The sequence below is a fragment of the Pseudaquabacterium terrae genome, from assembly GCF_013266755.1.
Taxonomy (GTDB): domain Bacteria; phylum Pseudomonadota; class Gammaproteobacteria; order Burkholderiales; family Burkholderiaceae_C; genus Pseudaquabacterium; species Pseudaquabacterium terrae.
Window position 1 is genome coordinate 374466 of record NZ_JABRWJ010000003.1, and the last position, 12764, is coordinate 387229.

The 12764-nt window shown below is 68.4% G+C and carries 12 protein-coding genes; 7 read left to right on the forward strand and 5 right to left on the reverse strand.

Annotated features, from left to right (window positions below; genetic code table 11):
• Positions 1-2 precede the first annotated feature (2 nt).
• The 4 genes from HLB44_RS10715 to HLB44_RS10730 form a co-directional block, all read right to left on the reverse strand.
• The gene (locus tag HLB44_RS10715; RefSeq protein WP_173122569.1) at positions 3-200 is read right to left on the reverse strand and encodes a hypothetical protein; all 198 of its coding nucleotides are present in this window, start codon (positions 198-200) and stop codon (positions 3-5) included.
• A complete protein-coding gene (locus HLB44_RS10720) occupies positions 197-1144 on the reverse strand; it encodes a carbohydrate ABC transporter permease (RefSeq protein WP_173122570.1) in 948 nt (315 codons plus the stop codon). Before HLB44_RS10720 ends, HLB44_RS10715 begins: the two co-directional genes overlap by 4 nt.
• On the reverse strand, positions 1141-1998 hold the full coding sequence (locus tag HLB44_RS10725) for a carbohydrate ABC transporter permease (RefSeq protein WP_246312188.1): 858 nt from the start codon (positions 1996-1998) through the stop codon (positions 1141-1143). The genes HLB44_RS10720 and HLB44_RS10725 overlap by 4 nt, the downstream gene beginning before the upstream one ends.
• A gap of 148 nt (positions 1999-2146) precedes the next feature.
• Positions 2147-3481 (reverse strand): ABC transporter substrate-binding protein, encoded by a 1335-nt coding sequence (locus HLB44_RS10730; protein ID WP_173122572.1) that lies wholly within the window; start codon positions 3479-3481, stop codon positions 2147-2149.
• Positions 3482-3804: 323 nt separating this feature from the next.
• Here HLB44_RS10730 and HLB44_RS10735 point away from each other — a divergent pair, with 323 nt between their 5' ends.
• Both HLB44_RS10735 and dhaK read left to right on the forward strand, forming a co-directional pair.
• Positions 3805-4839 carry a LacI family DNA-binding transcriptional regulator gene (locus tag HLB44_RS10735; RefSeq protein WP_173122573.1) on the forward strand — a complete coding sequence of 345 codons (1035 nt, stop codon included), beginning with the start codon at positions 3805-3807 and terminating at the stop codon, positions 4837-4839.
• Positions 4840-4883: 44 nt separating this feature from the next.
• A complete protein-coding gene (gene dhaK, locus HLB44_RS10740) occupies positions 4884-5867 on the forward strand; it encodes a dihydroxyacetone kinase subunit DhaK (RefSeq protein WP_173122574.1) in 984 nt (327 codons plus the stop codon).
• On the opposite strand, the gene HLB44_RS10745 is transcribed toward dhaK, so the two are convergent.
• Complete coding sequence (locus HLB44_RS10745; protein ID WP_173122575.1) at positions 5845-7824, reverse strand: methyl-accepting chemotaxis protein; 1980 nt, start codon at positions 7822-7824, stop codon at positions 5845-5847. The two genes, dhaK and HLB44_RS10745, sit on opposite strands and share 23 nt — an antisense overlap.
• A 181-nt stretch (positions 7825-8005) precedes the next feature.
• On the opposite strand from HLB44_RS10745, the gene HLB44_RS10750 reads away from it, so the two are divergent.
• The 5 genes from HLB44_RS10750 to HLB44_RS10770 all read left to right on the forward strand — a co-directional run bounded on the left by HLB44_RS10750 (position 8006) and on the right by HLB44_RS10770 (position 12717).
• Entirely contained in the window at positions 8006-8971 is a 966-nt protein-coding gene (locus tag HLB44_RS10750) for a porin (protein ID WP_173122576.1), read from the forward strand.
• 23 nt (positions 8972-8994) lie between these two features.
• Positions 8995-9225, forward strand: a complete 231-nt coding sequence (locus HLB44_RS10755; RefSeq protein ID WP_173122577.1) for a hypothetical protein — start codon at positions 8995-8997, stop codon at positions 9223-9225.
• 93 nt (positions 9226-9318) lie between these two features.
• Complete coding sequence (locus HLB44_RS10760) at positions 9319-10662, forward strand: homoserine dehydrogenase (protein ID WP_173122578.1); 1344 nt, start codon at positions 9319-9321, stop codon at positions 10660-10662.
• Between the two features lie 157 nt (positions 10663-10819).
• The gene (locus HLB44_RS10765) at positions 10820-11518 is read left to right on the forward strand and encodes an HAD-IA family hydrolase (RefSeq protein ID WP_173122579.1); all 699 of its coding nucleotides are present in this window, start codon (positions 10820-10822) and stop codon (positions 11516-11518) included.
• Positions 11518-12717, forward strand: a complete 1200-nt coding sequence (locus HLB44_RS10770; RefSeq protein WP_173122580.1) for a M20 aminoacylase family protein — start codon at positions 11518-11520, stop codon at positions 12715-12717. Before HLB44_RS10765 ends, HLB44_RS10770 begins: the two co-directional genes overlap by 1 nt.
• Positions 12718-12764: the final 47 nt, after the last annotated feature.

The window sequence follows — 12764 nt, forward strand, 5'->3', positions numbered from 1 at the left end:
GCTCAGGTCTGTGGCAACTTGCCGGCGATGGTGTAGCCGATCACGCCGGCCAGCAGCACGGTGAAGCCGTAGCTGTAGACGTCGATCGACCAGGGTTGCATCAGCATCACCAGGCCCAGGCCGATCAGCCCGCCGGAACCGTGCTCCCACGGCGCGCGGCGCAGCCAGCGCGGCGTGGCGCGTTTGGAGGTACTGCTCATTTGCGGATCGCTCCGAAGGTCACGCCACGCAGCAGGTGCTTGCGCAGCAGCACGGTGAAGAAGAGCACCGGCAGCAGGAACAGCGTGGTGCCGGCCGCCATCGCGGGCCAGTCCAGGCCACCCTCGCCGATGATGGTGGGGATGAACGGCGGCGAGGTCTGCGCTGTGCCGCTGGTCAGGAGCAGCGCGAACGCGTACTCGTTCCAGGCGAAGATCAGGCAGAAGATCGCGGTGGTGGCGATGCCCGTGGCCGCCTGCGGCAGCACGACCCGCAGGAAGGCCTGCCAGCGCGTGTAGCCGTCGACCATCGCAGCTTCCTCGTACTCGCGCGGAATCTCGTCCATGAAGCCCTGCAGCAGCCACACCGAGAGCGAGAGATTCACCACCGTGTACATCAGGATCAGGCCGAGGTGCGTGTCGCTGAGGCCGATGGTGCGGAACATCAGGTAGACCGGAATGGCGATCGCGATCGGCGGCATCATCCGGGTCGAGAGGATGAAGAACAGCAAGTCGTCCTTGCCCGGCACCCGAAAGCGCGAGAAGGCATAGGCCGCGAGCGTGCCCAGCACCACCGACAGCAGCGTCGAGCCGAAGCCGATCAACAGCGAGTTGCTGTAGCGGTCGATGAAGCGCGAGGGGCCGGCGAGGATCATCTGCTGCTCGCGCACCAGGCTCTCGTACCAGGTCGCGGGCGGCGGCAGTGCCGCCATCTCCTCGGCCCCGACGCGCGAACGCGTCGTGAACAGGTTGACGTAGCCGATCAGCGACTGCTCGGCGACGAGCTTCGGCGGGTAGGCGATCGCGTCATTCGGGGTGCGAAAGCCGGTCATGAAGATCCACACCAGCGGGATCAGCGAGACGACCGCGTAGGTGATCACGACGATGCCGGCGAACCACTTGGAACCCGCGCTCGGCTCGAGCGGGCTGTGAGGGACGGCTTTCATCGCTGCTTCACCTTATTGAGGAAGTTCACCGCGACCATCGACAGACCGTAGATCGACACGAACATGATGATGGCGAGCGCCGAGGCGTAGCCGGTACGCCACTTCTCGAAGGCCTCGCGCTTGAGCTTGATCGAGGCCAGCTCGGTCACCGAGCCGGGGCCGCCGTTGGTCAGCTGGTCCACCAGGTCGAACATCTTGAAGTTCTCGATGACGCGGAACAGCAGCGCCAGGATGATGAAGGGCATCACCATCGGCAGCGTGATGCGCCAGAAGGTTGTCCATGCCGAGGCGCGGTCGATTTCAGCGGCCTCGTAGAGATACGGCGGGATCGAGCGCAGGCCAGCCAGCAGCAGCAGCATCACGTAGGGCGTCCACATCCAGGTGTCCACCAGCACGATGGCCCAAGGCGAGAGCTGCGTGTCACCCAGCATCGTGAAGGCGCCGGGCCCGCCGAAGAAGTTGACGATGTAGTTGAAGATGCCGTACTGCGGCTCGAAGAAGAACTTCCAGAAGGTACCGACCACCGCCGGCGCAAGCATCATCGGCAGCAGGATCGCGGTGCTCCAGAAGCTGTGCGAACGGAACTTGCGGTTGAGCAGCAACGCGAGGGCGAAGCCGAGCAGCAGCTGCAGCAGGATCGACCAAACCAGGAAGTGCGCCGTGGCGCGCATGTTCTCCCAGATGGCTTCATCGTTGAGGACGCGCTGGTAGTTGGCGATGCCCAGCCACACAGTGTCAGCGTTGGGCCGGTTGGCGCGGTAGCCGGTGAACGAGAGGTAGATCGTCCACAGCAACGGGAATATGTTGAAGGCCAGCAGCAGCAGGATGGTCGGGCCGATGAAAAGCCAAGCCATGGCGCGGTCGGAGAGACCGTGCGTCGAGAGGAGTCGGGATTGCTTGGCGAGCAAGGGTGCGGGCCCAGTCTGAACGTAACTCATAACAGCTTTCAAGCTTGGGTGACCATGCCGGCTTGGCGCCAGGCACGGCCACCCGGTGGGTCTGTTACTTGATCTTGCCGTCTTCCTTGAAGATCTGGACCCAGTCCTTCTCGAGCGCGTCGAGTGCGGCCTGCGGCGTGCCCTTGCCGGCGACGACGTAGTCGTGCACACGGTTCTGCATCGCCAGCAGCAGCTGCGCGTACGACGGATCAGCCGGGAAGTCCTTCACCATCTTCATGGAGTCCTGGAACACTGGGGCGTACGAAGTGCTCTTCGCAAAGCCCGGCTGGTTCAGGATCGAGTTCAGGCAAGTGAAGCCGCCGCCCTTCCACCACCCCTCTTGGATGGCCGGTTGCGCGAACCACTTCATGTACTCGAGCGCCATCTCCTGCTTGTCGGAGTACTTGACGACCGAGATGCCCTGGCCGCCGAGTTGCGCGTGGCTCACGGTGCCCTTGGGGATCGCGAAGAAGCCCGTCTTCTCGCCGCCGACTTGCGGGTCCTTCGAGATGCCGGGGAAGAAGGCGATGAAGTTCATCTGCATCGCGACCTGACCCGACCGGTACGAGTCGAGGTTCTCGCCCATGTAGGCGTTCGAGTGCCCCGGAGGCGTGACGGTGTCGTACAGTTCCTTGTAGACCTGCAGCCCCTTGACGGCGCCGGGGCCGTTGATGAAGCCCTTCAGGTCATACGCCTTCTTGGGGTTCATGTAATCCATGCCGTAGGCGTACATGGTGTTCGCCACGCCCATCGTGATGCCTTCAGAGCCGCGCTCGGTGTAGAGCGCCGCGCCGTAGACCTTCTTGCCGTCGATCGTGCGGTTCTGGAAGAACTGACCCACTTCCTTGAACTCGTCCCAGGTCTTCGGCGGGGCCAGGTCACGGCCATACTTCTGCTTGAACTCGGCCTTCAGCTCGGGCCGGCCGAACCAGTCCTTGCGGTAGGTGAACGCCACTGCGTCGCCCATTGCCGGCAGCGCGTAGTAGTTCTTCGTGCCCTTCGGCCAGGTCGAGTAGCCCTCGACGGTGGCCGGCGCGAAGTCGCTCATCTTGATGGCGTTCTTGTCGAAGAACTCGTTCAGCTTGACGTAGTGGCCTTCGGTGGCCGCCGAGCCGATCCACTGGCTGTCGCCGATCAGCAGATCGCACAGCTTGCCCTTGGAGTTCAGCTCGTTGAGCATGCGTTGCGCGAAGTTCGGCCAGGGCACGAACTCGTACTTCATTGCAATGCCGGTCTTGGCCGTGAAGTCCTTCGACAACTCGACCAGCGCATTGGCCGGGTCCCAGGCCGCCCAGCACAGCGTCAACTGCTTCTGCTGTGCCTGCGCGCCGCTACACATCAGCGCAGCCGTCGCGAACGCGCTCGCGGCGATGGCCAGCTTGCTCTTGTTGAAGCTCATCCTCGGTCTCCTGTTCGACATGACATCGCGGCCATTGGCCGCGGGTTGGTGCATCGGGCTTCGGCCGGCGGCCGGCCCCGGGCTTAAGGACCCCGCTCGGCACACGCCGGGCAGCGACCTTGTAGCCAAGTGTAGGAACATCAATTAATAAATCACTCAATGAAAACCCTAAAGCAATCATTCGTGATGTGAAATCCTCACGCGCGAGCGCCGCCAGCCGCCGAAGGCCCCCACGCCGCCAGGGGCAGCAACGCTTGGCCCTGCTGCGCGATTCGGCGACACTGCGATCGATTTAGTTCTTGGCTGCTGAGTGGCCACATCACATGACGAACTCAGTCACCATCACCAAGATCGCCGAGACGGCCGGCGTCAGCACGGCCACGGTCGACCGGGTGCTGAACAACCGCCCCGGCGTCAACCCGACCACGGTGCGCAAGGTGCGCGAGGCCATGGCGAACCTCGGCGGCGGTGCGCCGATCCGAGGGCGCCCGCGCTCGACGTCGAACTACCGCTTCGCCTTCGTGCTGCCGGCGGCGCGTCTGGGCTTCTTCGACCTGGTCGACCGCGTCGTCGCGCAGACGGCGGGCGAGTTCCGCCACCAGCACATCACCGAGGTCACGCACCGGCTGCCGGCGGCCGACGGCATGGTCTTCGCGGCCGAGCTCGCGAAACTGTCGGACCTGGACGGCGTGGCGCTGCTGGCGCCCGACGTGCCGGCGGTGAAGCTGGCGATCAACGAGCTGGTGCGTGCCGGCGTGCACGTGGTGACGCTGTTCTCCGACGTGCCCGGCTCGCTGCGCGAAACCGCGATCGGCGCCGACAGCCGCGCTGCAGGTCGCACAGCAGGCCTGCTGCTCGGCCGCTCGCTGCCGCGCAATCAGCCGGCGCTGTGCGCGTTGCTGTCCCCGGCCACGCGCTACGCCGCCGAGATCGACCGCCGCATCGGCTTCCAGCAGGTGCTCGAAGAACGCTTCCCGAAGGCGCGCGTGCTGCGCCTGTTCGAGCTGCCCGAGTCCGAGGACGAGGCCTATGAGTACGCGCGCAGCGTGCTCACGCCCGAGGCCACCGAGGGCCGCATCGACGCGCTGTACAACGTCGGCCCCTGCAGCTTCGGCGTCGCACGCGCGCTCACCGAGCACGGCTACACCCACGACCTGATGTTCGTCGCGCACGACCTGCTCGAAGTGCACCGCTCGATGCTGCTGTCGGGGGCTTTGAGCTACCTGCTGCACCAGGACGTGCAGTACGCGGTGACGGCCGCTACCCGCGTGCTGCGGGCGCTGTGCGATGGCGTGCGCGGCGCGCTGGCGATCAACAACCCGCGCGTGGAGATCCTGACCGCGGAAAACTTGGCGTGACGCGACGGCCGCGGCAGCTCACAATGCCCCGAAAGAGGGCCGCTATGAAGAAGTTCCTCAATTCGTCCGACGACCTGGTGGCCGACAGCGTGGCCGGCCTGGTGATGGCGCACGAAGAGCTGCTGGCGCTGAACGAATCGCCGCTGTTCGTCTGCCGCCGCACGCCCAAGAAGAAGCGCGTCGCGCTGATCTCCGGCGGCGGCTCGGGCCACGAGCCGCTGCACACCGGCTACGTCGGTCCCGGCATGCTCGATGCGGCCTGCCCCGGCGAGGTGTTCACCGCACCGACGCCCGACCAGATCGTCGCCGCCGCGAAGCGCGTCGACGCCGGCCAGGGCGTGCTGATGATCGTCAAGAACTACGCGGGCGACTGCGCGAGCTTCCAGGTCGCGACCGACATGCTGGACGTCGACTGCGCCACCGTGCTCGTCAACGACGACGTGGCCGTCGACAGCTCCACCCGCACCCCCGGGCGGCGCGGCGTGGCCGGCACGCTGGTGGTCGAGAAGATGCTCGGCGCCGCCGCCGAAGCCGGCGCCGACCTCTACGAATGCAAGGCGCTCGGCGCGCGCGTGAACAGCAACACCGCGTCGATGGGCGTCGCGCTGACCAGCTGCATCGTGCCCGAGGCCGCCGCACCGACCTTCGAGATCGGCCCGTCGGAGATCGAGGTCGGCGTCGGCATCCATGGGGAACCGGGCCGCTACCGCCGCTCGCTGCTGCCGGCCGACGACATCGTCACGCTGCTGCTCGAGCCGATCCTGAAGGACCTGGCGCTGGCCACCGGCCGGGAGGTGTTGCTGCACGTCAACGGCTTCGGCGGCACGCCGCTGATCGAGCTGCACCTGCTGAACAAAGTAGCCACCCAGCGGCTGCGCGAGCACGGCCTGGTGATCAGGCGTTGGCTGGTCGGCAACCACACCAGCTCGCTCGAGATGGCCGGCGCGTCGCTGACCCTGACCGCGCTCGACGACGAGCTGCTCGGGCTGTGGGACGCGCCGGTGCTCACGCCGTCTCTGCGCTGGTGACGCACTCATCCGCCTGCGTCTCGAGACGGAACTGCGAGATCGATGCCACCAGCGCCGCCGCCTGCGCCTTCATGCTCTCCGCCGCGGCGGCCGACTGCTCGACCAGCGCCGCGTTCTGCTGCGTCATGCGGTCCAGCGTGGCCACCGAATCGTTGATGTGACCGAGGCCATCGGACTGCTCGCGCGTGCTGGCGGTGATTTCGCCTAACGTCGTATTGACGCGGCGCACGCCGGCCAGGATCTCCTGCACGCGCTCGCTGGCCGCATCGGCCAGCCGCGAGCCGCCCTGCACTTCCTCGACGCTGCCGCCGATCAGCTGCTTGATCTCCTTGGCCGCCGCCGCCGAGCGCTGAGCGAGGCTGCGCACTTCGGCCGCCACCACCGCGAAGCCGCGGCCGCTGTCGCCGGCGCGCGCCGCCTCCACCGCGGCATTCAACGCCAGGATGTTGGTCTGGAAGGCGATCGTGTCGATGGCCCCGGTGATCTCGGCGATGCGCTTGCTGCTGGCGCAGATGCCGGCCATCTTCTGCACCACGTCGCGCATCGCCGCGCCGCCGCGTTCGGCGGCGGCCGAAGCGCTGCAGGCCAGCGCGTCGGCCGAACGCGTCGCGTCCGCGGTCTGGCGCACGTTGCCGTGCACCTGCTCCATCGCCGAGGTGGTCTGCTGCAGGCGGGCCGCGGTCTCCTCGGTGCGCCGGCTCAGGTCCTGGTTGCCGCAGGCGATCTCGGCCGAGGCGAGCGAGATCGCATCCGCCGATGAACGCACCGCGCCCAGCATCTCGATGAAGCGCTGCCGCAGGCGCTCGACGCCGCTCATCATGTGGCCGATCTCATCGGCACGACCCGTGGGGACCGGGCGCGACAGGTCGCCGTCGGCCACCTGCTGCAGCGACTGCGTCAGCGACTGCAGCGGCTTGGCGACCCAGCGCCGGATCAGCAGGAACTGGCCGGCGCACAAGGCCAGCGCAGCCACTGCGAACATCGCGAGGAAGGGGGCCAGCGTGGCCCATTGCTGCTGCATCGCCTCGCGGCTGGAGACCTCGCCCACCACCAGCCAGCCGGTACCCGCGCTCGGCCGGCTGACGGCGAAACGGTCGCTCGCGCCGGGCCGCAGCACCGCGCGAACGTCGCTCAGCTCGCTGCCCGCCTTCGCGGCGCGCAAGGCACCCAGCAGCTCGGGCGCAGCGCCGGAAACCTCGGCCAGTGTGCGGCCGCGCAGCGCCGGCGGCAGCATCAGCGTCGCCTGCTTCGCATCGCCGCCGCGCGGGTCCAGGACGTAGACGCCGCCCGAGTCGAAGAAGCGCGCGCCGGCGACCATCTGCTCGAGCGAACGGTCGAACTCGCTCAGGTCGAAGGCGACGAACAAGGCGCCGACCACCTGGCCCTGCAGATCGCGCACCGGCTGCAGCCGGGTGATGAACGAGCGCCCGTACAGGCTGGCGCGGCCGACGTAATGCTTCCCGCCGAGCAGCGCCGCGTGCGCCGGATGGCCCGCATCCACCGGCATGCCGATCGCGCGCTCGCCCTTGTCGTTTTTCAACGACGTGCTGATGGCGACGAAGCCTGCGCCCTTCTTCATCAGCACCGCCGCGGCGCCGCCGGTGAACTCGGTGAACTTGTCGCAGGGGTTGTGGTACTCGTTCAGCGCGATGCCCAGCTGCGTCAGGCGGCCGTTGGCCTCGTCGAGCGTGAAGTTCTTGCCGAACTGGTCGCCGAAGACCTTGAAGAAGCGCTCGACCAGCAGCTTGGCCGTCTGGTCGTAGGCGTCCATCGCCTGGGCGACGGCCTCCACCTTCGCATCGACCCACGACACGGTGCGCTCCTGCGCGCGCTTGCTGAGCATCACCGTCATCACGGCACAGATGCCGGCCAGCACGACCAGCAGGAAGGCCCCGCCGATCAGCGTGATGCGACGCGCGACGCTGGCGCGCGGAGGGTCGATGGAGGGGGTCTGCATGAGCTGTCTCCTGTTGGCTTGCACCCACGGTATCGGTCTGATGTGAATTTTCTTTAGTTGATCGTTTTAGATTGATTTATTATGTGTCAGTCGCTGTAACGCATTGAGCCTGAAAGCTGCGTTCGACCGTCGAAGTCGGCGACTGCAACATGTAATTCCATCAATCGGAGACTCATTTCCTATGAAAACGTATGTGGTAGCGGGGTTGGCCGCGCTGGCTTGTTCGGCGGGCGCCTGGGCCCAGTCGTCGGTCACCGCCTTCGGCTTCATCGAGGCGCAGGTGGGTCGCCAGACCCAGGACGCGCCGGGCACGAAGCTGTTCGACATGGGCGGCAGCCGCCTCGGCTTCAAAGGCGATGAAGACCTCGGCGACGGCCTGAAGGCCTCGTTCTATCTGGAGCACCGGCTGAATCCGGACGACGGCACCAGCGGCGGCGGCGCCACGTTCTGGAAGGGCGGCTCGTGGGTCGGCCTGAGCGGCCCGGCGATGGGCTCGATCAAGCTCGGCCGCTGGTGGTCGCAGGCCTTCCTGAAGTCGCAGTTCGCGTCCGACCCGTTCGGCATGGGCACGCTGGGCGAAGGCACCTACGGCACGGTCGGCTGCGGCCCGGCCTTCCGCGGCGGCTGCCTCGGCGCCTTCTGGGTCAACAACTCGGTGAGCTACGAGAACTCGTTCGGCGGCTTCAGCTTCGGCGGCCAGGTGTCGGTCGAGCCCGTGGGCTCGGGCGACAAGAAGCGCCCGGCCAACGTCGGCGTCAGTTATGGCGCCGGGCCGGTGTACATCGGCGCGGGCCACGAGGTCTCCAACGACGGCGACAAGGACTCGCGCTGGAGCTCCTTCGCGGCCACCTATGACCTGGAGGCGGTCAAGCTCTACCTCGGCTACGGCACGGGCCAGGATGCGGCCAAGGTCAAGCGCAAGAACGTGATCGCCGGCTTCACCATCCCGCTCGGCGTGAGCCAGATCATCGGCTCGATCGACCTGCAGGACCAGGGTGGCGTGCGCGTCGAACAGCTGCTGTCGCTGGGCTACAAGTACCACCTGTCCAAGCGCACCAACGTCTTTGCCGTGGTCGCCAACGACAACAAGGCGCCGGCCGGCACCAACAAGACGGGCTACGCGCTCGGCATGTTCCACGCCTTCTGACTTTCCGGACGTGATGCTGCCGCTTGAGCGAGCCGGCAGCATCACCCGACGCGGCGGCTCAGGGCGGCCGCGTCGGCTTGGCGCCGCGCACGGGAACGCGCGGCGCGCTTTTGCAGCTCGAGCCGCTTCGAATCACGGATGCGTTGACGCCGCGCCTGAACTGCAGGCATCATTCGCGCCCCATGCGTCCGCAACCGATCGCCATCACCATTACCACCACGACCGCGCAGCGGGACGTGGCGGTGGGCATCTAGCAAGACAGACGCTTTACACCCCCAGGCCCCGCCAGCGATGGACGGGGCCTTGTTGTTTCTCCGTTCCGCCGCCGGCTCACAACGGAGAAACCCATGCCCCCTTCCCACGTTCCCGGCGCGCCGTCCCCGGCGCGACCACCGATGCGCGTCGGCCTGCTCGGCAGCGGCGTCGTCGGCTCCGGCACCTGCCGCGTGCTCGAACGCAACCGCGCGCTGATCCGCGCACGCGCCGGCCGCGACATCACGCTGACGATGCTGGCCGCGCGCAACCTGCCGCGCGCGCGGCAGCTGGTCGGACCCGAGGTGGAGGTCGTCGACGATGCGATGCGCGTGGTGCGGCATCCGTTGATCGACGTCGTGGTCGAGGTGATCGGCGGCTGCACGGTCGCGCGTGAGCTGGTTCTGCAGGCGATCGCGCACGGCAAGCACGTGGTCACCGCCAACAAGGCGCTGCTGGCACTGCACGGCGACGAGATCTTCGCGGCCGCACGCGCCCAGGGCGTGATGGTCGCCTTCGAGGGCGCGGTGGCGGTCAGCATCCCGATCGTCAAGGCGCTGCGCGAGGGGCTGACGGCCAACCGCATCGAGTGGGTCGCCGGCATCGTCAACGGCACCAGCAACTACATCCTGACCGAGATGCGCGACAAGGGCGTGGCCTTCGCGGCCGCGCTGGCCGAAGCGCAACGGCTGGGCTATGCCGAAGCCGACCCGCGCTTCGACGTCGAGGGCATCGACGCCGGCCACAAGCTCGCGCTGCTGGCGAGCATGGCCTTCGGCATGCCGCTGCGCTTCGACGCGATGCACATCGAGGGCATCGGCGCGCTGCAGGCGGCCGACTTCCGGCATGCCGAGCAGCTGGGCTACCGCATCAAGCTGCTCGGCGTGGCGCGGCGCCAGGCCGCGGGCATCGAGCTGCGCGTGCATCCGGCGCTGGTGCCCGCCCGCTCGTTGATGGCCGGCGTCGACGGCTCGATGAACGCGGTGATGGTCAAGGGCGACGCCGCCGGGCTGACGATGTACTACGGCGCCGGCGCGGGCTCGGAGCAGACCGCGTCGGCCGTCATCGCCGACCTGGTCGACGTGGCGCGGCTGGCCGATGCCGAGCCCGCGCAGCGCGCGCCGGCACTGGCGTTCCCGCCGGAAGCGCAATCGGCTTGGGCCGTGCTGCCGCTGGCCGAGCTGGTGACGCGGCACTACTTGCGCGTGCCGGTGTGCGATGGCGATGCCGTGCTCGACGACGTGCTGGACGTGCTGGCGCGCCACGGCATCACGATCGATACGCATCGCGATGCGATCAGCGGCGCCGGCGGCCGCGAGCTGCTGTTCGTGACGCAGGACGCGCAGGAGGCCACGATGTGCGCGGCCATCACCGCATTGCAGGCGCTGCGCTGCGTGCGCGCAGCGGCCGTGCGCCTTCGAGTCGAGATGCTGGCGTAGCTCGCACCACCGCAGCCGCAGCGGCGCGCACGACATATCGTGCCGCCGCAGCGCGCACAACAGGATGGCGTGCCGTGCGGGCACGCCGATTCGGTGCCCGCGCGCGCCGCCACCCACCTAAGCTTTCGGGCATTCCGAACCCCTTCGCGAGCCCGCCATGCCCCTGCAGCAATTCAAGGTCCTCACCTTCGACGTCGTCGGCACCTTGATCGACTTCGAGCGCGGCATGCTCGACTACCTGCGCCGCGCAGTGCCGGGCAGCGACGTCAGCGACGACAGGTTCCTCGCCGCCTACCGCCAGGCGCGCAAGCGCCGCGACACCATCGCCTACCCCGACGACCTGGAGCCGGTGTGGCACCTGATCGCGCCGCAGCTCGGCCTGCCCGACAGCATGGCGCTGGCGCGCGGCTTTCGCGACTCGGTGGCCGAATGGCCGGCGTTCCCCGATTCGGCAGCCGCGCTGAAGCGCCTGCGCGCTCGCTTCAAGCTGGTGACGATGACCAATGCGCAGTCGTGGGCGCTGAAGCACTTCTCGCGCACGCTGGGCGACCCGTTCGACCTCGAGCTCAGCTGCGACGACGCGCTGTGTGAGAAGCCCGACCCGCGTTACTTTGCTTATGCGCGCGGCCGCTACGAAGGCGCCTGGGGCTTCCGGCAGGCCGACAACCTGCACGTGGCGCAGAGCCAGTACCACGACATCGGCGTGTCGAAGCGGCTGGGCATCGGCACCTGCTGGATCGAGCGCCGCCATGGGCTGAAGGACTCCGGCGGCACGATCGAGTCCGAGCACACGACGCCGGACTACCACTTCCACACGCTGGCCCAGCTGGCCGACGCCGTCGACGCGGGCCGGTGATGCCGACGGCCCCCAGCGAGGTCGACGACCTCGTGCCGGCGCTGGTCGCGCTGCGGCGTGACCTGCACGCCCATCCCGAGCTCGCGTTCCAGGAACGGCGCACCGCCGGCATCGTCGCCGGCGCGCTGCGCCTGCTCGGCCTGGAGGTGCACGAGGGCCTGGCCGACACCGGCGTGGTCGGCACGCTGCGCATCGGCCACGGCACGCGCAGCGTCGGCCTGCGCGCGGACATGGATGCGCTGCCGATGGTCGAGCTCGGCCGCAGCGCCCATGCCAGCCGCCATGCCGGCGCGCACCACGGCTGCGGCCACGACGGCCACACGGCGATGCTGCTCGGTGCCGCGCGCCACTTGGCCCGCACGCGAAGCTTCGACGGCACCGTGCACTTCATCTTCCAGCCCGCCGAGGAGGGCCAGGGCGGCGGCCGACGCATGGTCGAGCAGGGCCTGTTCGAGCGCTTTGCGTGCGACGCGGTCTACGCGCTGCACAACTGGCCCGACCTGCCGCTGGGCCAGGCGCAGACGCGGCCCGGGCCGATCATGGCCGCGGCCGACCGCTTCGACATCGTGCTGCGCGGCCGCGGCGGCCATGCCGCGCAGCCGCAGCACACGCCGGACGCGATCCTCGCCGCGGGCCAGCTGGTCACCGCGCTGAACACCATCGTCGCGCGCCGCATCGACCCCAACGATGCGGCGGTGCTGTCGGTCACGCGCATCGAAGGCGGCCACAGCCACAACGTGCTGCCGGCCGAGGTGACGATCACCGGCACCGTGCGCAGCTTCGACCCCGCCGTGCAGGACCGCATCGAAGCCGCGCTGCGCGACACCGTGGCCGGCGTGGCGCTGGCCAGCGGCACCACGGCGGACGTGAGCTATACGCGTTATTACCCGGCGACGATCAACAGCGCGCCCGAAGCCGCGCTGGCGCTGGCGGCGGCCCAAGCGGTGGGCTTGGACGCCGCGGTCGCACCGCGCCCCGCCTTCACGTCGGAAGACTTTTCCTTCCTGCTGCGCGAGCGCCCCGGCGCCTACTTGTGGCTGGGCCAGGGCCGCACCGACCCGGGGCCCGACGGCGAACGCCCGCTGCACCACCCCTGCTACGACTTCAACGACGACGCGCTGCCGCTGGGCGTGCGCTGGTTCTGCGAAGTGGCCGAACGCGCGCTGGCGCCCCCTTCGGTGGTCGTCGGGCCGGCCTGAGCGGCCGCGCCCTTCACCGGCTGGCATCGAGGCGCGATACTCCGGCG

Coding starts and splice junctions, on each gene's coding strand:
- HLB44_RS10735 (WP_173122573.1), top strand. CDS start 3,805: ATGACGAACTCAGTCACCATCACCAAGATCGCCGAGACGGCCGGCGTC.
- HLB44_RS10765 (WP_173122579.1), top strand. CDS start 10,820: ATGCCCCTGCAGCAATTCAAGGTCCTCACCTTCGACGTCGTCGGCACC.
- dhaK (WP_173122574.1), top strand. CDS start 4,884: ATGAAGAAGTTCCTCAATTCGTCCGACGACCTGGTGGCCGACAGCGTG.
- HLB44_RS10720 (WP_173122570.1), bottom strand. CDS start 1,144: ATGAAAGCCGTCCCTCACAGCCCGCTCGAGCCGAGCGCGGGTTCCAAG.
- HLB44_RS10760 (WP_173122578.1), top strand. CDS start 9,319: ATGCCCCCTTCCCACGTTCCCGGCGCGCCGTCCCCGGCGCGACCACCG.
- HLB44_RS10750 (WP_173122576.1), top strand. CDS start 8,006: ATGAAAACGTATGTGGTAGCGGGGTTGGCCGCGCTGGCTTGTTCGGCG.
- HLB44_RS10730 (WP_173122572.1), bottom strand. CDS start 3,481: ATGAGCTTCAACAAGAGCAAGCTGGCCATCGCCGCGAGCGCGTTCGCG.
- HLB44_RS10745 (WP_173122575.1), bottom strand. CDS start 7,824: ATGCAGACCCCCTCCATCGACCCTCCGCGCGCCAGCGTCGCGCGTCGC.
- HLB44_RS10715 (WP_173122569.1), bottom strand. CDS start 200: ATGAGCAGTACCTCCAAACGCGCCACGCCGCGCTGGCTGCGCCGCGCG.
- HLB44_RS10725 (WP_246312188.1), bottom strand. CDS start 1,998: ATGGCTTGGCTTTTCATCGGCCCGACCATCCTGCTGCTGCTGGCCTTC.
- HLB44_RS10770 (WP_173122580.1), top strand. CDS start 11,518: ATGCCGACGGCCCCCAGCGAGGTCGACGACCTCGTGCCGGCGCTGGTC.